The organism is Microvirga rosea, assembly GCF_020595095.1.
GTDB classification, from domain to species: domain Bacteria; phylum Pseudomonadota; class Alphaproteobacteria; order Rhizobiales; family Beijerinckiaceae; genus Microvirga; species Microvirga rosea.
In genome coordinates this window covers 233,747-252,236 of record NZ_JAJDOP010000001.1, presented here as the reverse complement: position 1 = coordinate 252,236, position 18,490 = coordinate 233,747, and the positions used below count along the sequence as shown (strand labels likewise).

22 protein-coding genes are annotated in these 18,490 nt (G+C 66.5%); 15 read left to right on the top strand and 7 right to left on the bottom strand.

Going from position 1 to position 18,490, the window contains the following annotated elements; translation table 11 throughout:
• Positions 1-247: 247 nt before the first annotated feature.
• The 3 genes from ccmA to LJD17_RS01205 are packed head-to-tail and all read left to right on the top strand — an operon-like array spanning position 248 to position 2,053.
• Entirely contained in the window at positions 248-895 is a 648-nt protein-coding gene (gene ccmA / locus LJD17_RS01215) for a heme ABC exporter ATP-binding protein CcmA (RefSeq protein WP_227382066.1), read from the top strand.
• Positions 895-1,560, top strand: a complete 666-nt coding sequence (ccmB, locus tag LJD17_RS01210) for a heme exporter protein CcmB (protein ID WP_406600745.1) — start codon at positions 895-897, stop codon at positions 1,558-1,560. The genes ccmA and ccmB overlap by 1 nt, the downstream gene beginning before the upstream one ends.
• Positions 1,561-1,564: 4 nt before the next feature.
• Positions 1,565-2,053, top strand: coding sequence for a GNAT family N-acetyltransferase (locus LJD17_RS01205; RefSeq protein ID WP_227382065.1), 489 nt, complete (start codon positions 1,565-1,567; stop codon positions 2,051-2,053).
• Here the strand turns inward: LJD17_RS01205 and LJD17_RS01200 are convergent.
• Positions 2,050-3,036 carry a M23 family metallopeptidase gene (locus tag LJD17_RS01200; RefSeq protein WP_227382064.1) on the bottom strand — a complete coding sequence of 329 codons (987 nt, stop codon included), beginning with the start codon at positions 3,034-3,036 and terminating at the stop codon, positions 2,050-2,052. The genes LJD17_RS01205 and LJD17_RS01200 overlap by 4 nt on opposite strands.
• Before the next feature lie 117 nt (positions 3,037-3,153).
• On the opposite strand from LJD17_RS01200, the gene LJD17_RS01195 reads away from it, so the two are divergent.
• From LJD17_RS01195 to LJD17_RS01185, 3 genes are read left to right on the top strand one after another with little or no spacing between them, the layout of a single operon-like run.
• The gene (locus LJD17_RS01195) at positions 3,154-3,894 is read left to right on the top strand and encodes a heme ABC transporter permease (protein ID WP_227382888.1); all 741 of its coding nucleotides are present in this window, start codon (positions 3,154-3,156) and stop codon (positions 3,892-3,894) included.
• A 1-nt stretch (position 3,895) separates the two neighbouring features.
• Positions 3,896-4,054 carry a heme exporter protein CcmD gene (ccmD, locus tag LJD17_RS01190; RefSeq protein ID WP_227382063.1) on the top strand — a complete coding sequence of 53 codons (159 nt, stop codon included), beginning with the start codon at positions 3,896-3,898 and terminating at the stop codon, positions 4,052-4,054.
• The gene (locus LJD17_RS01185) at positions 4,047-4,625 is read left to right on the top strand and encodes a DsbE family thiol:disulfide interchange protein (RefSeq protein WP_227382061.1); all 579 of its coding nucleotides are present in this window, start codon (positions 4,047-4,049) and stop codon (positions 4,623-4,625) included. Before ccmD ends, LJD17_RS01185 begins: the two co-directional genes overlap by 8 nt.
• Here the strand turns inward: LJD17_RS01185 and LJD17_RS01180 are convergent.
• A complete protein-coding gene (locus LJD17_RS01180; protein WP_227382059.1) occupies positions 4,591-5,079 on the bottom strand; it encodes a YaiI/YqxD family protein in 489 nt (162 codons plus the stop codon). The genes LJD17_RS01185 and LJD17_RS01180 overlap by 35 nt on opposite strands.
• Positions 5,080-5,245: 166 nt before the next feature.
• Here LJD17_RS01180 and LJD17_RS01175 point away from each other — a divergent pair, with 166 nt between their 5' ends.
• Complete coding sequence (locus LJD17_RS01175) at positions 5,246-6,583, top strand: adenylate/guanylate cyclase domain-containing protein (RefSeq protein WP_227382057.1); 1,338 nt, start codon at positions 5,246-5,248, stop codon at positions 6,581-6,583.
• Between the two features lie 26 nt (positions 6,584-6,609).
• Here the strand turns inward: LJD17_RS01175 and LJD17_RS01170 are convergent, their stop codons facing one another.
• Both LJD17_RS01170 and ftsY read right to left on the bottom strand, forming a co-directional pair.
• Positions 6,610-7,230: a septation protein A gene (locus tag LJD17_RS01170; RefSeq protein WP_227382056.1), complete on the bottom strand. Its 621-nt coding sequence runs from the start codon at positions 7,228-7,230 to the stop codon at positions 6,610-6,612.
• The gene (gene ftsY / locus LJD17_RS01165; RefSeq protein ID WP_227382055.1) at positions 7,227-8,522 is read right to left on the bottom strand and encodes a signal recognition particle-docking protein FtsY; all 1,296 of its coding nucleotides are present in this window, start codon (positions 8,520-8,522) and stop codon (positions 7,227-7,229) included. Before ftsY ends, LJD17_RS01170 begins: the two co-directional genes overlap by 4 nt.
• 67 nt (positions 8,523-8,589) lie before the next feature.
• Between ftsY and LJD17_RS01160 the strand changes: the two genes are divergently transcribed.
• On the top strand, positions 8,590-9,327 hold the full coding sequence (locus tag LJD17_RS01160; protein ID WP_227382054.1) for an RluA family pseudouridine synthase: 738 nt from the start codon (positions 8,590-8,592) through the stop codon (positions 9,325-9,327).
• A 30-nt stretch (positions 9,328-9,357) separates the two neighbouring features.
• Here LJD17_RS01160 and mtaB read toward each other — a convergent pair whose 3' ends face one another.
• Together mtaB and dapF are read right to left on the bottom strand one after the other, a co-directional pair.
• Positions 9,358-10,611: a tRNA (N(6)-L-threonylcarbamoyladenosine(37)-C(2))-methylthiotransferase MtaB gene (gene mtaB, locus LJD17_RS01155; RefSeq protein WP_227382053.1), complete on the bottom strand. Its 1,254-nt coding sequence runs from the start codon at positions 10,609-10,611 to the stop codon at positions 9,358-9,360.
• Positions 10,611-11,495, bottom strand: coding sequence for a diaminopimelate epimerase (dapF, locus tag LJD17_RS01150; RefSeq protein ID WP_227382052.1), 885 nt, complete (start codon positions 11,493-11,495; stop codon positions 10,611-10,613). The genes mtaB and dapF overlap by 1 nt, the downstream gene beginning before the upstream one ends.
• Before the next feature lie 172 nt (positions 11,496-11,667).
• On the opposite strand from dapF, the gene LJD17_RS01145 reads away from it, so the two are divergent.
• Both LJD17_RS01145 and LJD17_RS01140 read left to right on the top strand, forming a co-directional pair.
• Positions 11,668-12,468, top strand: a complete 801-nt coding sequence (locus LJD17_RS01145; protein ID WP_227382051.1) for a GyrI-like domain-containing protein — start codon at positions 11,668-11,670, stop codon at positions 12,466-12,468.
• 9 nt (positions 12,469-12,477) lie between these two features.
• On the top strand, positions 12,478-13,149 hold the full coding sequence (locus LJD17_RS01140) for an HAD family hydrolase (protein ID WP_227382050.1): 672 nt from the start codon (positions 12,478-12,480) through the stop codon (positions 13,147-13,149).
• Here the strand turns inward: LJD17_RS01140 and LJD17_RS01135 are convergent.
• Complete coding sequence (locus LJD17_RS01135; RefSeq protein WP_227382049.1) at positions 13,112-14,113, bottom strand: MBL fold metallo-hydrolase; 1,002 nt, start codon at positions 14,111-14,113, stop codon at positions 13,112-13,114. The genes LJD17_RS01140 and LJD17_RS01135 overlap by 38 nt on opposite strands.
• Positions 14,114-14,724: 611 nt before the next feature.
• Here LJD17_RS01135 and LJD17_RS01130 point away from each other — a divergent pair.
• From LJD17_RS01130 to trmD, 5 genes are all read left to right on the top strand, one after another.
• Positions 14,725-14,940: an eL24 family ribosomal protein gene (locus LJD17_RS01130; protein WP_227382048.1), complete on the top strand. Its 216-nt coding sequence runs from the start codon at positions 14,725-14,727 to the stop codon at positions 14,938-14,940.
• A 2-nt stretch (positions 14,941-14,942) separates the two neighbouring features.
• Positions 14,943-16,502, top strand: a complete 1,560-nt coding sequence (ffh, locus tag LJD17_RS01125) for a signal recognition particle protein (protein WP_227382046.1) — start codon at positions 14,943-14,945, stop codon at positions 16,500-16,502.
• 159 nt (positions 16,503-16,661) lie between these two features.
• Positions 16,662-17,024 carry a 30S ribosomal protein S16 gene (gene rpsP, locus LJD17_RS01120; protein ID WP_227382044.1) on the top strand — a complete coding sequence of 121 codons (363 nt, stop codon included), beginning with the start codon at positions 16,662-16,664 and terminating at the stop codon, positions 17,022-17,024.
• A 5-nt stretch (positions 17,025-17,029) separates the two neighbouring features.
• Complete coding sequence (gene rimM, locus LJD17_RS01115) at positions 17,030-17,761, top strand: ribosome maturation factor RimM (protein WP_406600754.1); 732 nt, start codon at positions 17,030-17,032, stop codon at positions 17,759-17,761.
• The gene (gene trmD / locus LJD17_RS01110; protein WP_227382042.1) at positions 17,758-18,462 is read left to right on the top strand and encodes a tRNA (guanosine(37)-N1)-methyltransferase TrmD; all 705 of its coding nucleotides are present in this window, start codon (positions 17,758-17,760) and stop codon (positions 18,460-18,462) included. The genes rimM and trmD overlap by 4 nt, the downstream gene beginning before the upstream one ends.
• Positions 18,463-18,490 lie beyond the last annotated feature (28 nt).

Sequence of the window (18,490 nt, the reverse complement as noted above, 5' to 3'; positions counted from 1 at the left end):
CGAAAGCGCGATAAGCGCGCGCCGCTCCGGGGGTGCCCGGACAGGGGAGAAGCGCGCGAAGCGGGTTGGACGCCATGGCGCGCGGCGCAGCCGAGGGTGATATAGATCATTTCCAACGACCTCGCTACACGGTTTAGAACCATTCTGGGGTGGATTCAGGGCATGGCTCCGGAAAGCGAGGTCGCTTTTCGGAAATCATCTTCAATCGGAGCGGTCGGAAACGATTGCGGACAGGGGCGGCAGGGTTTTGCGTCTTCGTGGTGAGAATTTGGCCTGCAGCAGGGGCGAGCGGCGGATCTTCGAGGGGGTATCCTTTGCCCTCGGGCCGGGAGACGCCCTTGTGGTGGTCGGCCGGAACGGGGCCGGGAAATCCTCCCTTCTCGATATTCTGGCCGGGAGGCTGGCGCCCGCCGGGGGCGCGCTTGTCCTGACGGAGGCGGATGACGGCGTTCTCACCGAGTGCCTCCATTATGTGGGGCACCGGGATGCCCTCAAGGCCGCCCTGACGGCGGAGGAAAACCTGACCTTCGCCCGCGACTTTCTCGGCAGCCCGGCCTTGAAGCCGCGCGAGGCGCTCGCGGTTCTGGGCCTTGCGCACGCGGCGGGGCTTCCCGTCGCCTATCTTTCCGCCGGCCAGCGGCGGAGAGTGGCGCTGGCCCGCCTTCTGGTGGCCCGGCGGCCCCTCTGGCTCCTGGACGAGCCGACGGCCGCCCTCGACACGGCCTCCCAGGACATTCTCCATCGGCTCATCGCCGATCACCGGCATCAGGGCGGGATCGTCATTGCGACGACGCACCAGCCCTTGGGTCTCACTGATGCGAAAACCCTCCGGATCGAGCGCCCCGCGCTGTCCGATTCGGCCGGGCTCGCGCCGGCGGAAGGGGAGACGGCCTGATGCGGTCCTTCCGTGCCCTTCTGATTCGGGATCTCAGGCTCGCCGCCCGCGTCGGCGGCTCGGGCCTGATGGGCCTCGTGTTCTTCCTGTCCATCGTGACCCTGATTCCCTTCGCTCTCGGGCCCGACCTCAACCTTCTGTCGCGGATCGGGCCGGCCATCCTGTGGATCGCGGCCCTTCTCGCCACTCTCATCGGCCTCGACCGGCTGTTTCAGGCCGATCAGGAAGATGGCTCCCTCGATCTCCTGCGCCTGTCGCCCGCGCCCCTCGAGATGGTGGTTCTCGCCAAGGTCACCGCGCACTGGCTGGTGACGGGCCTGCCGCTCGCGCTGGCGGCACCCTTTTTCGGGCTGCTGGTCGCCCTGACGCCGGACGCCATGCTGGCGATGGTGGCGACCCTTCTGGTCGGAACCCCTGCTCTGACCTTCATCGGTGCCGTCGGCGCGGCGCTCACCGCCTCCCTCCGCCGGGGCGGAGTGATCCTGGCCATCCTCGTGCTGCCCTTCATGATCCCGAGCCTGATCTTCGGCGTTTCCGCCGCCAACGCCGCAACGGGCGGCACCATCCCCTTCGCGACTCCGTTCCTGATTCTGGTGGCCCTGTCCCTGATCGCCGCCGTCGTCGGGACCGTGGGAGCGGCGGCGGCCCTAAGGTCGGGAGAGTAGGGCGATGGCAGAGCGTCTTGTCTTGCGGATGCGCCGCTCGCTGACCGCACCGGTTCCGGCGCCATCCTGGCCGGACGGGATCCGGCTCGCGGCATTCGATCCCGATCATCACGCGAGAGATGTGCATGCCCTGCTCGTCGCGGCCTATGCCCGAGGGGGAGGGGAGGTCGCGCCCTATGACGCTTGGCTGCCCGCCCTGACGGGCGATGCGGAATACGATGCCGCCCTGTGTTTCGTGGCTGTCGATGACCGGAATGCCGTCGCAGGGGTGGCGCAGTGCTGGACCAGCGCCTTCATCAAGGATCTGGCGGTTCGTGCCGATCATCGGCGGCAGGGTCTGGGCTCCGCCCTGCTGCTTCATGCCTTTCGGAGATTTCGGGAGCGGGGCGCGCCCTTCGTCGACCTAAAGGTCGATTCGGACAACCCCTCCGGAGCTCTTCGGCTCTACCGCGCCCATGGCATGCAGCAGATTGAAGCCTATCGGCTCCCTTAAGGCCGGAGGTTGATCCCGAAAGCCTGCTCGATGGCAGGTTTGCCGTTCCGCATGACCCGATAGAGCGCCCGGTAGAGGCCGGGCCGGAAGCCGCCGGCCGGCTGCTTGAAACCTGCGAACATCATCCATTGCGCCTTGTTGCGGTCGAGAGGTGGCGCCTTGCCTTGCGCCGCCGGCGTCCCATCCGGATCGACAAGGATCAGCACTTGCTCGTCGCCCTGTTTCAACCCGATGGCGCGCACGAAGGCGACAAGGGCAGGGGATTGCGTGGTCGGCACCTCCCGCTCCGCCGTTCCTGATTCGATGGCCTCCATCGTCACGGCGCCCCCCGAAAAGCCCTTGTTGAGGACGCCGCCGTCCGTATAGGCGAGGCCGCGGCGCAGATCGTCCCTCCACAGGGACGGACCGCCCGCGCAGGATTTTTCCTGCGCCCCATCGGCGAAGGGATCCACGACCTGCGCATCCCGGCGCACCGTGAAGTGAAGATGCGGGAACTCCGTCAGGCCTGACAGGCCGACCAGGCCGATGGGGTCGCCGGCCTTGATCCGGTCCCCCGAACGGACCCGGAGACTGTCCTTCGCCATATGACAGTATTGGGTTTCCCAGCCATCGCCATGATCGATCACGACGCCGTTGCCGCACTCCATGGCGTTGACGCTGTCCCGGCCCTTTTCCGCGATCGACACATCCGCGACGCCGTCGCGCGTTCGCAGAACCGTGCCGTCGGCGGCGGCCAGCACCGCCACTCCGGCCTTCTGCGCCGCCATTGTGGGGATGCGGATATCGGTTCCGTCGTGCCCGTCATAGGTCAGGGTTCCGCAGTGATAATCCTGCGCTTCGGGCGAGGGGTCCCGATCCACGTAATGCTGGATGACGCAGTCGCGCCCGATTTCGCAAGCGACCGGCCAATGCAAGGAGGGCGGCTCGGCAAACGCCGGAACGGCAACCAGAAGGGTCGTCGCGGAAAGGACAGGCAATCGCATCGGGGCTCCATCGTTGGTCCACAAATGTTAAAACATCACATGTGGCGATTTGAAGATGCCGTGATTGCGGCAATCCTCTCGTTGCAGCGCTGCCCTCCGCCCGCTACATCGGTCTTCATGATCCGCGATCTTGCCAACCCGACCCGCTTCATGCGCCTCAGCGGTGCGCTTCTGCCCTGGCTTGCCGGGCTAACGGCGCTGATGATCGGCGCAGGGCTCTACATGACGTGGTTTACGGCTCCGGCCGATTACCAGCAGGGAGAAACGGTCCGGATCATGTACCTCCATGTCCCGACCGCGTGGCTGTCCCTGTTCTTCTACATGATCATGGCGTCGTCCGCCCTGGGGACCCTCGTGTGGCGCCATCCCCTGGCCGATGTTTCGCAAAAGGCCGCGGCCCCGATCGGCGCCGCCTTCACGTTCATCTGCCTCGTCACCGGATCCCTTTGGGGAAAACCCATGTGGGGAACCTACTGGCAATGGGACGCGCGGCTCACCTCCATGCTGGTGATGCTGCTGATCTATCTCGGCATCATGGCGCTTTGGCGGGCCATCGAGGAGCCGACCCGGGCCGCGCGGGCCGTCTCGATTCTCACCCTGGTCGGCGCCGTGAACGTGCCGATCGTCAAGTTCTCGGTGGATTGGTGGAACACCCTGCACCAGCCCGCTTCCGTGTTTCGCCTCGGCGGTCCCACGATTCATCCCTCCATGCTGATCCCGCTTCTCGTGATGGCGGTCGGATTCACGCTTCTGGGAATTGCGCTGCACCTTTCCGGCATGCGGACCGAGATCCTGCGGCGACGGGTCCGCACCCTCACCATCCTGGAGGCCGAGCGCCTCGACGCACAGGCAGCCTGACATGACTTCCCACGCCGCCTTCATCGCCAGCGCGTACGTGATCACGGCCGTGGTCGTGGCGGGATTGATCGTCCGCGCCGTCGTCGATCACCGCATCCAGCGCCGTGCCCTCGCCGAACTCGAGGCCCGCGGCGCGGGCCGGAGGTCGCGCCGTGGCTGAGACGGCGGCCGCCGCGCCGCGTTCCCGTCTTCTCTTTATCCTGCCGGTCCTGGTCTTCCTGGGGCTCGCGGCCCTCTTCGTCTTCCGCCTCGGCGACGGCGACCCGTCGAAGATTCCATCGGCGCTGATCGGAAAGCCGGCCCCGGTCTTCACCCTGGCGCCCCTCGAAGGGCTGACGGCCGCCGGCAAGCCCGTGCCGGGCTTCTCCAACGCCGATCTCAAGGGCAAGGTGACGGTGGTGAATGTCTGGGCGTCCTGGTGCGCTCCCTGTCGCCAGGAGCACCCGCTGCTCGTGGAGCTGGCCAAGGATCCGGCGATCCGGCTGGTCGGCATCAATCAGAAGGACAATCCGGACAACGCGCGGCGCTTCCTCGGCACGTTGGGCAATCCTTTCTCCGCCGTGGGCGTCGACCCCAATGGCCGCGCTTCCATCGATTGGGGCGTCTATGGGGTGCCGGAAACCTTCATCGTCGCCCCTGACGGGACCATCCGCTACAAGCAGATCGGCCCGCTGACGCCCGAGAACATGACGGAGTTCAAGGCGCGCCTGCGCGAAATCCCGCCCGCTTGAGGCGCACGATCGCAAGATCCAGCGCGGACAGAAAGGCAGAGCGGTCCTTTGCCGAGAACGGCCTGGGGCCGCCCGAAACCTCCCCCATGGCGCGCAGATCCTCCATGAGGTTGCGGGTTGCCAGCGCCATCCCGACCGAGGCTTCCGTGAAGGGTTTGCCGGTCGGCCCGATCACGTCGGCGCCGGCCTTCACGCAGCGATGGGCCAAGGGAATGTCGGCGGTGACGACGACCATGCCGCGCCGGACATGGTCGGCGATCCAATCGTCCGCCGCATCGAAGCCGTCACCGACCACCACGCGCTCGAACAGCGGCCCCTGCGGCACCATCAGAAAGCTGTTCGCCACCACGAAAACCTTCACCCGGTGTCGTTCCGCCACCCGGTAAATCTCCGCTTTGACCGGACAGGCATCGGCATCGACATAGATTTCGATGGCCTCGGGGGTGGGGTTCATGCTTTCAACCTTCTTTCGTAGGCATGCTTCTTTGGTAGGCTTGGCATTGTTGTGCCAGAATCGTCCGACAGATCTTCCGTGCCGCCAGAGGGCTGTGCCTTACGGCTCCGGAAGGTCCGGAGCGGCGCAGGAGCCGAGCCTCAATCCAACGGAAGTTCTTGAATCGATGACAAGCCGCGTCTCCTCCGCCTGGACATCCATTCGCAAGCTCGGAGTCCGGCGGGCCTTGAGCGATACCACAGATCGGCTGATGCGCGAGGCCGATGTGGCGGCCGTGCGCCGGGCGGGTTTCGCACGGGTGGTGGTCTCCGGGCTTTTGCTGATCGCCGTGCTCATCGCGACACGGGACGTCCCGCCCGATGCCCTGCTGGTCCTGCACCAGATCCGGGCTGCGGAAATGACCCTGACGCTCCTCGGGCTCGTGGGCCTCGGCAGCGCATGGCTGGCATCCCGCCGCCTCGCCGTCGCCTGGCTTCCGGGCCTGACCGCAACGCTCGACGCGGTGTTGATCTTCAGCAATATCGGCTACAGCCACTGGGTCCTCGGGGTGCCGGGAACCTTCTTCTCGGTGTTTCCCGGAATCTGGGTGATCCCCATCACGATGGCGGCGAGCGCCATCCATTACAGCCCGCGCCTGCAGGCCTATGTGGCGGCCCTTTACGTGGTCGGCCTCGGATCCCTGGCCGTTTCCGGTTCGTCCACGACCCTTCAGGAGCGCGAGCGCGGCTTGTCGGAATTCGCCAGCCAATTCGGCTGGGAAGCGAACATGATCCGCATCGCCATGGTGCTCTCGGCCGCGCTGATTCTCATTCTGGTGGCCCGACAGGGGCGGGCTCTTCTGGAGCGGGCCGTGCGGGAAACCACCATGCGCCTCAACCTGACGCGTTATCTGCCCCGGGAGCTGGCGCCGATCCTGTCCGAGCGCGCCTTCGCGTCCCTCAGGGCCGGGCGGCGCATCCCGGTCACGCTCCTGTTCGTCGACATGCGGGACTCCTCGGCCTACGGGGAAACCATGGATCCGGCGCGGCTCGCGGTGTTCATCTCGTCCTTCCGCCGCCGGGTCATGCGCGCGGCGGCCAAGCACGGCGGCGTGATCGACAAGTTCACGGGCGACGGGGCCCTGATCCTGTTCGGCGTGCCGACGGAAACCGGCTCCGACGCGGCCCGGGCTCTTGCCTGCGGCCGGACCCTCTTCGATCTGATCGACCGCTGGAACGCCAAGCGCCGCTTCGATCCGCCGGTCCGCATCGGCATCGGCATTCACACGGGCGAGGTGTTCTGCGGCGTGGTGGGTGACGAGGACAGGCTCGAATTCACGGTGCTGGGCGAAACGGTGAATACGGCGGCGCGGATCGAGCAGGCCACCAAGGTGGTGGATTGCCCGTTCCTCGTGTCGACCCAGTGCATCAGCGCGGCGGGCGAGAGCGACGGCTGGATCGCCATCGAGCATCCGCCGCTGCCCGGCGTCACGCGGCCGATCCGGCTGATGAAGCCCAAGTTCTAGGATTTCTCCCTCTAGGATTTCTCCCTCTAGGCTTCCTCCGGCTTCTTGCTGGAATCGTAGCGGAGCAGAAGGGGCGTCTGCGCAAGAGCGAACGCGATGGTGAGCGGCATGATGCCGAACACCTTGAAGGCAACCCAGAAATCCGTGGTCTGCGTACGCCATACGGCTTCGTTGAGAATGGCGAGCACGAAAAAGAACAGCGCCCAGCGGAAGGTGAGCTTGCGCCAGCCTTCTTCCGTCAGCTCGAACATGCTGTCGAGCACGATTTCGAGCAGGGGCTTGCGGAAATACAGGCCGCCGAGAAGCACGAGGCCGAACATGGCGTTGACGATGGTCGGCTTGAGCTTGATGAACATGTCGTTCTGCAGGAACAGGGTCAGCCCGCCGAACACCACCACGACGACGCCCGACACGAGCGGCATGATCGGCAGCTTGCGGATGAGGGCGTAGCTGATGCTCAGGGCCACCACGGTCGCGACGATGAACAGGGCTGTCGCCACGTAAATCCGCTGGTTCTCCGCATAGCCGAAGCGATCCGCATAGGCATTGGCGAAGAAGAACAGGGCCAGCGGCCCGAGTTCCAGGACGAGCTTGAGAAGGGGCGGCAGGCGTTTGGCGTCGCTCTTGGCCTCGAACACGTCGCTCATGCTTCTTCCAATCCTGCAATGGCGCGGGCGAAATCCCGGGCTTCGAAAGGCTCCAGATCCTCGACGCCCTCGCCGACGCCGATGAAATGGACGGGCAGGCCGAACTTCGCGGCCAGCGCCACCAGAATACCGCCGCGGGCGGTGCCGTCGAGCTTCGTCATGACAAGGCCGGTGACGCCCGCGGCCTTCTGGAACAGCTCGACCTGGCTGATCGCATTCTGGCCCACGGTCGCGTCGAGCACGAGAAGCGTGGCGTGCGGGGCGCTCTCGTCGAATTTCTTCATGACGCGCACGATCTTTTCCAGTTCCGCCATGAGTCCGGCCTTGTTCTGCAACCGTCCGGCGGTGTCGACCATGACCACGTCCATGCCTGTGGCCTTGGCCTCCTGCAGGGCATCGAAGGCGAGGCCTGCGGCGTCCGATCCCTGAGCCCGGGCGATGACCGGTGCGCCGACACGCTCGCCCCAGACCTTCAGCTGTTCGATGGCGGCGGCCCGGAAGGTGTCTCCGGCGGCCAGCATGACCTTCAGGCCCTGGGCGCGGAATTTCTGGGACAGCTTGCCGATGGTGGTGGTCTTGCCGGCCCCGTTCACCCCGATCATCAGGATCACGAAGGGTTTTTTATCCCGCGCGATGGTGAGAGGCCGGGCCACCGGCGCGAGGGCCTTTTCCACCTCCCCGGCAAGGATCGTCTTGACCTCCAGCGGAGAGATTTCCTTGTTGTAGCGCCCGGCGGAGATCGCCTCCGTGATGCGCAGGGCCGTTGCGACGCCGAGATCGGCCTGGACAAGCGCGTCCTCCAGTTCCTCCAAGGTCGCCGCATCGAGCTTGCGCTTCGTGAACAGGCCCGTGACGCTGTCCGACAGGGAGCTCGACGTGCGCCGCATGCCCAGCGCGAGACGCTGCCACCAGCCCTGCTTTTCCGGCACGGCGGCCGGGCTCGCAACCTGGGGCGCGGCTTCCGTCCGGGGCTCGGGCGTCGGCTCCGGAGCGGGGCGGGGAATCGGCTCCTTCGGCCCGCCGCCCTCGGGCTCAAGTCCTTCCACCGGCTGAAGGTCGGCTCCCGCGAGTTCCGGCGCGGTCTTGTTGTCCTGCGGCGTGTCGGGCGAAGCGGTCGTGACGGTCGGGGGAGCCTGGACAAGGTCGTCGGCCGCGTTTGCCGGGGGCGAGGGCATCTCCTCGGGCCGCCCCTCCGCCTGCGGGGTTCCGGGCGCGGCGGGGGAAGGCGCTTCGGCCTTGCGGCCGAACAGACGGGAAAGGAATCCGGGCTTGTCGGGCTTCGATTCGGCCATGGGTCTTTGCTTTCGCCTTCTGCTTTGCTGCTTGCCTTAACGCTCGGGTCTCGATAGCCGAGGCATCATGAATGCGGAAGAGATAGTGTCGAAGATCCTGTATCGCGATGCCCTGATGCTCGTGATCGACAAGCCGGCGGGGCTGCCCGTGCATCCGGGCCCGAAGGGCGGCGAGACCTTGTTTCAGCATCTCGACGCGCTCCGCTTCGGTTTGCCGCGCCGGCCGGAAGCGGCCCATCGGCTCGACAAGGACACGTCCGGCTGCCTCGTGCTCGGCCGTCACCCGAAAGCGATCGCCCGGCTCAATGAGCTGTTTCGCAAAAACGAGGTCGACAAAGTGTACTGGGCGGTGGTCGAAGGCGGGCCGGACGGGGACGAGGGTGAGATCGACCTGCCGCTCGCGCCGAAATCTCCGGATCGCGGCTGGTGGATGAAGGCGGATCCGAAGGGCCAGCCCTCGCTGACCCGCTGGCGGGTCCTGGGACGCGGCCAGGGCCTCGCCCTTCTCGAGCTGCGCCCCGTCACCGGCCGCACCCATCAGCTGCGCGTCCATTGCGCCGCTTCCGGCTTTCCCATTCTGGGCGATCCGATCTACGGCACGGCTCCCAGATTCGGCGGGCCTGGACTGCACCTCCACGCCCGCAGCATCACGGTCCCGCTCTACCCGAAAAAACCGCCGATTACGGTCGAGGCGCCGGTGCCGGAGCATATGCGGGAGAGGGTCGAACCGTATTTGCGAACCGCTCCTGATGAAGGCCGTCAAACGCCTTCATCAGAGGGCGGACGGCCGGAAGGTTCTGGCTGATCGGGTTTTGGACAGCGGGCGGCCCTGCGGTTACGCCGCCAGCAGATCCCTGCCGTCATGTCCGGCAATGGTCACGGGCAGAATCTCTCCCGCTGCGACGGGCCTGGAAAAACGCACCAGGGTGAATCCTTCCGTGCGCCCGAGCTGTCCGGTCTCGACCAGCACGTTGCGGCGCGCGCCGACTTCCCCGGACAGATGCCTGAGCAGCGCAGCCTCGCCTTTCTCGCGCAAACGCCGCGCGCGATCCTTCACCACGTCGCGGGCCACCTGCGGCATGCGCGCCGCCGGGGTGCCGGGCCGGGGCGAGAAGGGAAAGACATGGAGATGGGTCAGGCCGCATTCCTCGACGATGTCGAGGGAGCGGGCGAACATCTCTTCGGTTTCGGTCGGAAAGCCCGCGATGATGTCGGCGCCGAACACCATGTCGGAGCGAAGCCGCTTCACCTGCTCGCAGAACCGGATCGCGTCGTCGCGCAGGTGGCGGCGCTTCATGCGCTTGAGAACCAAGTCGTCGCCCGCCTGGAGCGAGAGATGCAGGTGCGGCATCATGCGGCTCTCATGGGCGATCACGTCGAGGAGGTCGTCATCCGCCTCGACGGAATCGATGGACGAAATGCGAAGCCGCTCCAGCTCCGGCACGTGGCGTAAAAGGCCCTTCACCAGGGTGCCGAGCTTCGGCTCGCCCGGAAGGTCCTTGCCGTAGCTGGTGATGTCGACGCCGGTCAGCACCACTTCGCGGGACCCGTGTTCCACGAGGGTGCGGACCTGGTCCACCACAGCCCCCATGGGCACCGAGCGGGAATTGCCGCGGCCAAAGGGAATGATGCAGAACGTGCAGCGGTGGTCGCAGCCGTTCTGGACCTGCACGAAGGCGCGGGTCCGTCCCCGCATGCCGTCGATCAGATGAACGGCGGTTTCCTTCACCGCCATGATGTCGTTCACGAGAACTTTTTCGCTCAGGGCCACGCCGAAATCGCGCAAGGACCCCCAGGTCTCGGCCTTCATCTTCTCATGGTTGCCGAGAACCTTTGCGACTTCCGGCATGGACGCGAAGGTTTCCGGCTCGACCTGGGCGGCGCAGCCCGTGACGACGATCCGCGCGCCGGGCTTCTCCCGGGCGATCCTGCGGATCGACTGCCGGGCCTGACGGGCCGCCTCCGCGGTGACCGCGCAGGTGTTGACGATCACCACCTCGCCGAGGCCCGCCTCCTCCGCATGGCGCTGCATGGCCTCGGACTCGTAGGTGTTGAGCCGGCAGCCGAAGGTGACGACCTCGACGCCCATCAGGCGGCTCCCGCGAAGAGGGACGGGGAAAAGGTCCCCTCGTGCTCCAGTTCCGTCGGTCCGGTCATGAGGACATGGTTGTCGCCTTCCCGCCACTCGATCAGGAGATCGCCGCCGGGCAGGGAGACGGTTGCCCTGCGGCCCGTCAGATCCTTGCGGGCCGCCGCGACGAGCGTGGCGCAGGCCGCGGACCCGCAGGCGCGCGTGAGGCCGGCGCCCCGTTCCCAGACGTGCAGGACGATGTGGTCCGGTGCGAGAACCTGAGCCAGGGAAATGTTCGCCCGTTCCGGAAATACCGGGTCGTGCTCCAGCTTCGGCCCGAGGGCCGTCAGGTCATAGGCCCCCGCATTCTCGACCCAGAAGATCGCATGGGGATTGCCCATGCTGACGGCCGAGGGGCGGACAAGCTCGGGGGCCTCCGGCAGACGGGTCTGCAGGTCGATGGTCCGCGTATCGGGAAACGGGATACCGAGGGGAATGTCCTGCCAGCCGAACCGCGGCGGGCCCATGTCGACCGTGAACACCTGATCCGAGATCCGCTCGGTCGGCAGGAGGCCGGCCTTGGTTTCGAGCACGAGCGTGTCACCGGACGGGCGGTTCATGATCGGATCGGCCGTCATGGCCCAGGCGACGCAGCGGGTGCCGTTGCCGCAGGCACCGGATTCCGAACCGTCTGTGTTGTAGATGCGCAGGAACGCGTCCGTTCCGGGGGTGACGGGATCGTGCAGGACCATCAGCTGATCGAAACGCGATCGGGAATCTGCGGCAATCGCGCGCGCCTCCGCGGCGCCGACGCGCAACGGGGTGCCGCGCAGGTCCAGCACGGTGATCTCGTTGCCGAGACCGTTCATCTTGAGAAAACGATGGTTCGCGAGGGGGCTCATGGGGGCTATATGGCCCAAAATCAGGAAAATCGCGAGAGGGAACGAGACCGCACGGCAGGGGTGCCCGGAAACGAGGCGTCTGTCCCTGCGACACGGCCTCGCAGCGCTCCCGAAAGGTCTCTATGGTGCATTGGAGAAATCCATAATTTTGATTCGATGGGTGGCACCCGTGATGCGGCTCCGTTTCCCTCTCCTCTGCCTTCTGGCCTCCCTTTCGATGGGCCCGGCCTTCGCGCAGACACCGTCCCCGGCAGCCCCAACGCCGCCCGCCGGCGAGGCGAGCCCGTCACCTGCGCCGGTCGCTCAGCCACCGGCCGACAAGCCGACGCCCACGGCTCAGGGCGAGGCTCCCGCCCAACCGGCTCCGACCCAAGCGACTCCGACTCCTGCTCAGCCCGCGCCGGACCCCGCTCCCGCGCAACCGGCGCCCGCCAGTCCCGCGAGCCCGGCCCCGTCGCCATCGGCGGCCGCGCGGCCCGCGCTGATTCCGACCCCCGGCGATCCCACGGGCGTCGAGGAGGTGGTGCTGCCCGGAAAGCCGACGGCTTTCATCACCGGCACCAGCAACTGGGAAGATGCCTTCGGCAACCTCAAGGCCGCGTTCGCCAAGATCGAGGGAGCCCTCAAAAACGCCGGCATCGCACCGGCCGGCAAGCCCCTGACGGTTTTCGCCCAGACCGACGACAAGGGCTTCCGCTACGAGGCCATGATTCCGATCGCGCAGGCACCGGAAGGCCGTCTGGAGCTCACACCCGAGATCAAGTTCGGCAAGACGCCGGAAGGCAAGGCTTTCCGCTTCGTGCACAAGGACGCGTATGACGAGATCGACGGCACGTATGAGACCATCACGGCCTATCTGGACGCGAAGGATATCGTCGCGAAGGACGCGTTCATCGAGGAATACGTTTCCGAGATGACCGAGGCGTCCGACACCAATCTCGAGATCAACATCTACGTCCAGCCCAAGGAATAGCCTCGCGCGATGATCGCCCTCTTCGACCTTGACGGAACATTGACCGATCCGAAGATCGGCATCACCCGCAGCGTGCAATACGCCCTGGAGAGGCTGGGCCGCCCGGTTCCAGACACCGACGCTCTCACGTGGATGATCGGTCCGCCGCTGATCGCGGGCTTCACCAAGCTTCTCGGCGGACCCGAGGACGCGCCGGAGGCCGTGCGGCTGTACCGTGAGCGCTTCGGCGAGATCGGCCTTTTCGAGAATGAGGTCTATGCGGGCATCCCGGCCCTGCTCGACGAGCTCAAGGAGCAGGGAATTCGGCTCGTGGTCGCGACCTCGAAGCCCCATGTCTATGCGCGGCGGATCGTTGCGCATTTCGGGCTTCTGGACTCTTTCGCCGCGGTTTACGGTTCCGAACTGGACAACCGCAACGCCGACAAGCGGGACCTGATCCGGCACATCATGGATCTCGAAGGGTTCGATCCCGGAACCGCCGTGATGATCGGGGATCGCGAGCATGATGCCATCGGGGCCCGCGCCAACGGCCTCCCGGCCATCGGCGTGACCTGGGGCTACGGCTCCCGGGAAGAGCTGCTCGAAGCAGGGGTCGTCCGGCTCGTGGATGCGCCCGCCGACCTCGCGGCGCCGGTTCTGGAGCTTACGGCACCCAAGCCTGTCCGGGCCGCAAGGGCCTGAACCGTTCCGCCGGCACGTCCGCTTCCGCCAGCGCGGCCGCCAGGGCCCGAGGGGGCGCATCGATGCCCTCGTCGGTGAGCCGGAACGTTCCCCAATGGTGGCCGAGGGCCTGCTCGGCGCCGAGAAGCCCGAAGGCCCTCACCGCATCCTCCGGATTCATGTGCTGCGGCTTCATGAACCAGCGCGGCTCGTAGGCGCCGATGGGCAGCTGGGCCACCCGGGGCGGACCGAAACGGGCGCGCACGTCGCGAAAGATCCGACCGTCGCCGAAGCCCGTATCGCCCACGTGATAGATCGTGCCCGCCGGCGTCGTGAGCACATAGGCGCACCAGAGCGCCATGCGCCGGTCCCGCATGCCCCGGGCCGACCAGTGGTAGCTGGGCGTCAGATGGGCCGTGACCGCGTGGCCCAGATCGAAGGACTCGCCCCAGTCCCGGGTCTCGACCGGAATGTCGGGATGAGCGGCCCGAATGATGGCGTCGTTGCCGAGGGGCGCCAGAAGCCGCGGTCGGTGCTCCCGCCAGAGACGGCCGATCGCCGAAAGATCGAGGTGATCGTAGTGGTTGTGGGTGATCAGCACCGCGTGGATCGGCGGCAGATCCGCCATCGCGACGCCGGGCGGGTTGAGGCGCTTGGGTCCCGCAAAGGCGAAGGGACTCGCCCGGTCGGCGAAAACGGGATCGGTGAGGATGTTCAGGCCGGCCACCTGGATCAGGAACGAGGCGTGGCCGATCAAGGTGATGCGCAGGTCCGCCACCGCCTCCGGCGGCTTGTCCTGAAAGGGGCTCGGATAGCGTTTCGGCCACGCCGTCCGCCTGTTTCCCAACCGCCAGCGCAACAATTCGCCCAGACCTTTGTCCGGGGGCTGGCTCGGCAAAAAGAAGCGCGTGCCGTCGAAGTGATCGGAGACGGGACCGGAATAATAAGGATTGCGCGGGCGCGCCGGGAGCTTGCGATGTTTCATCGGGAGATCGAGGAAGAAGCCATGCCTTAAGCGTGGGGAGACCGCAGGATTTCCGCAAGAGGAACACTCCCCGCCGTCATTCCCGGAGCCGCCCTGTCATTCCGGGGCGAGCGTGAGCGAGAGCCCGGAACCCAGAACCGCTCATGGTGCAATAGGGAGCGGCGGTGGCCGTGAACTCCTCTCGTCAAGCTCAGCGTATATGGGTTCCGGGCTCGCCTGCGGCGCCCCGGAATGACGGGCGGTGCTCCTGTCATTCCGGGGCGAGCAAAAGCGAGAGCCCGGAACCCATAAACACAACGGTTCATGATGAAGAGCCATGGCATCCGTTGCGTTCGTTTCCAGCACCCTCAGCGGTTCTGGTTTCCGGGCTCGCCTGCGGCGCCCCGGAATGACAAGACGGTGTTCGCACTGAGGGGCGGTGAGGCCGGAACCTCCCGGGGCGTTGTCTTTCCTTGACTTTTCCTCGTTTCACCCTTAGGTGCTGCCCTCAAATCTGTAGAGCGAGCCCTTTGAGCCGCCGACCAGCCCGAGAGGCTGGAGGTCAACGCCCGACAGCGCGATGCGCCCTCGGGCGCGTTCTCATTTGGGCTTCGCGCCGAAAGGGATAGCGGATGTCGGATGACACCTTGCGCATCGAGGACGCGGTCAACGAGACCTGTCCGTGGTCGGGAAAACCGATCGCGGCGGACTCGCTCACCCTTTATCGCGGCGAGGTCGTCGGCTTCTGCAATCCGGGCTGCCGGGACAAGTTCAAGGCGGCGATCGACCACTTTGAAAAGGCCCTTGCGAAGCGCGATGTACCGCTCATCGCAAAAGAGATGGATTGATCATGTTCGAAGGCCTTTCCGATAAACTCTCCAACATTCTGAACTCCCTCACGCGCCGGGGCGCGTTGACGGAGGAGGATGTGAACGCGGCCCTGCGTGAAGTCAGGCGGGCTCTGTTGGAGGCCGACGTCGCCCTCGAGGTGGTGCGGTCCTTCACCGACAAGGTCCGGGCGCGCGCGGTCGGCGCGGAAGTGATCAAGTCGGTCTCGCCCGGTCAGCAGGTGGTCAAGATCGTCCATGACCAGCTCGCGGAGATGCTGGGTGCGGAAGCCGAGGTCATCGACCTCAATGCGGCCCCGCCGGTCGGCATCCTGATGGTCGGCCTTCAGGGCTCGGGTAAAACCACCACCACCGCCAAGATCGCCAAGCGCCTGACGGATCGCGACAAGCGCCGGGTGCTGCTGGCCTCCCTCGACACCCGCCGCCCCGCCGCCATGGAGCAGCTCGCGGTTCTCGGCAAGCAGGTCGGCGTCGACACGCTTCCCATCGTGGCCGGACAATCGGCGGTGCAGATTGCCCGTCGGGCCATGGAGGCCGCGCGCCTCGGTGGCTACGACGTGGTCATGCTCGACACCGCCGGCCGCGTCACGGTGGACGAGGCGCTGATGACCGAGGCCGCCGAGGTGAAGGCGGCCACGAATCCGCACGAGGTTCTCCTCGTCGCCGACGCGCTCACCGGCCAGGATGCGGTCAACACCGCCCGCGCCTTCGACCAGCGTCTCGGTGTCACCGGCATCGTGCTGACCCGTATGGACGGCGATGCCCGCGGCGGCGCGGCGCTGTCCATGCGCGCGGTCACCGGCAAGCCGATCAAGCTCGTCGGTACGGGCGAAAAGGTCGATGCGCTGGAAGAGTTTCATCCCTCCCGCGTCGCCAACCGCATTCTCGGGATGGGCGACATCGTCTCCCTCGTGGAGAAGGCGGCGGAGAATATCGACCAGGAAAAGGCGATGGCTCTCGCGCAGAAGATGCGCAAGGGCAAGTTCGACCTGGAGGACCTGCGCGACCAGCTCGCCCAGATGGAGAAGATCGGCGGCATCGGCGGCATGCTCGGCATGTTGCCCGGCGTCGCCAAGATGAAGGCGCAGCTCGAGAACGCCAATCTCGACGACAAGGTTATCAAGCGCCAGCGCGCCATCATCGACTCCATGACTCCGGCCGAGCGCCGCAATCCCGATATCCTCAAGGCCTCGCGGAAAAAGCGCATCGCCGCCGGTTCCGGCATGAAGGTCGAGGACATCAACAAGCTGCTCAAGATGCACCGCCAGATGGCCGACGTCATGAAGATGATGGGCGGCGGCAAGGGCAAGGGCATGGCCGGCGCGCTCGGCAAGATGTTCGGCCTCGGAGGCGGCGGCATGCCCGGCATGGGCGGCATGCCCCAGCCGACGCCGGAGCAGATCGAGGCGCTGCAGAAGCAGATGGGCGGCAAGCTGCCCGAGTTTCCGGGCGGTGCTCTTCCGCCGATGCCGAAGGGCGTACCGGGCCTGCCGGGTCTCGGCGGGCCGAAGATCCCCGGGCTTCCGGGAATCGGCGGCCTTCCGTTCGGGAAGAAGAAGTGAAGGTTTGAAGTTCGCGTCATTCCGGGGTCGCGTCAGCGGAGCCCGGAATCCATAACCACTGCCGGTTTTCGATCCGGCGCCGTCAGCGGTTATGGATCCCCGCCTTCGCGGGGATGACATCGAAAAGGTTTGATCACAGGACACCAGAAGGAGTTACCCATGTCCCTGAAGATCCGTCTCACCCGTGGTGGTGCGAAGAAGCGTCCCTACTACCGCATCGTCGTGGCCGACTCGCGCTCCCCGCGCGATGGCCGCTTCATCGAGAAGGTCGGCACCTATGACCCGATGAAGCCGAAGGACGACGCGGGCCGCGTGGTGCTCGACACCGAGAAGGTTCAGGCCTGGCTCGCCAAGGGCGCCCAGCCGACCGACCGCGTTCTGCGCTTCCTCGACGCCGCCGGCCTCCTGAAGCGCGCTCCGCGCAACAACCCGCAGAAGGCCGTTCCGGGCAAGAAGGCCCAGGAGCGCGCCGATGCCAAGGCCGCCGCGTCCGCGGCTCCGGCCGAAGGCGAGGCTGCGTAAGCATGATGAAGAAGGAGCGCTCCAACCAGCGCTCCACTTCTTCTCTCTCGCCGGGGTCCGGGAGCACCCGGAAGACCCCGGGGAGAGACGGGAGTGGAGGTGTCGGCGCCGACCCGTTTCAGGGCGCGTCTCCACCGTCCTCTCCGGGGACCCGCCCCAAGGACGACCAGGGCTCGCCGCCGCTTCGGCAGGGCGAGCTCGTCCTTGTGGGGGAGTTCGGCCGCGCCCATGGCCTGAGAGGCGAAGTGCGGCTGAAATCCTTTACCGGCGATCCTGCGGCGATTGCCGAATACGTTCCGCTGATCGACGCCCAGGGCCGCAAGTTTTCCCTTCAAAAGGTCCGTCCGGCCGGTGGCGCGGCGCCCGACATGCTGATCGCCCAAGTGACGGGCATCACGACGCGGGAAGCCGCCGAGGCGCTCAATCGCGTCCAGCTGCATGTGGAACGCAGCAAGCTTTTGCCCCCCGGCGAAGACGATGAATTTTTGTTGGCCGATCTCATCGGTCTGTCGGTGCAGGATGAGGCCGGAGCGGTGATCGGCACCATCGTCGACGTGCCCAATTACGGCGGCGGCGATCTGCTCGACATCCGCTCGGCGAATACCGGCGCAACGGCGCTCCTGCCCTTCACCAGAGCCTTCGTGCCCGTGGTGGACATCGCCGGAAAGCGCGTCGTCGCGGCCCTGCCGGAGGATTTCTTCGCGCCCGCGCGGCCCCAGCCCGAGGACGAGGCGTGACGTTTTCCGCGACCGTCCTGACCCTTTACCCCGAGATGTTTCCGGGACCTCTCGGCCTGTCCCTGTCGGGGGATGCTCTCGCGCGGCAGGTCTGGACGCTCGAGGCGCGCAACATCCGCGACCACGGCATCGGACGGCACCGGAACGTGGACGATACGCCCGCCGGCGGCGGGGTCGGCATGGTGCTTCGCTGCGACGTGATGGCGGCCGCCCTCGATGCGGCTGTCGGGCCGGACGATCCCCGGCCGAAACTGCTCATGAGCCCACGCGGAAAGCCGCTGACGCAAAGCCGCGTGCGCGAGCTCGCGGCCGGGCCCGGGGCGGTGATCGTCTGCGGCCGGTTCGAGGGCGTCGACGAGCGCGTGATCGAAGGTCGCCGGCTCGAAGAGGTGTCGATCGGCGATTACGTGCTGTCCGGCGGTGAAATCGCGGCTCTCGTCCTGCTCGATGCCTGCGTGCGGCTCCTGCCCGGCGTCATGGGCAAGGAAGCCTCGGGCCACGAGGAGAGCTTCGAGGGCAATCGCCTCGAATATCCCCAATACACCCGGCCCCGGGAATGGGAGGAGCGGTCGATTCCGGAAGTCCTGCTCAACGGAAACCATGCCGCCATCGACAAATGGCGGCGGGCGGAAGCCGAACGGATCACCCGCGAGCGGCGGCCGGATCTCCTGCAAGATCTCCTGCAAGCGCGCGACGCCTAGCCTGGACGACCGGAGCCGCTTTTTCCGC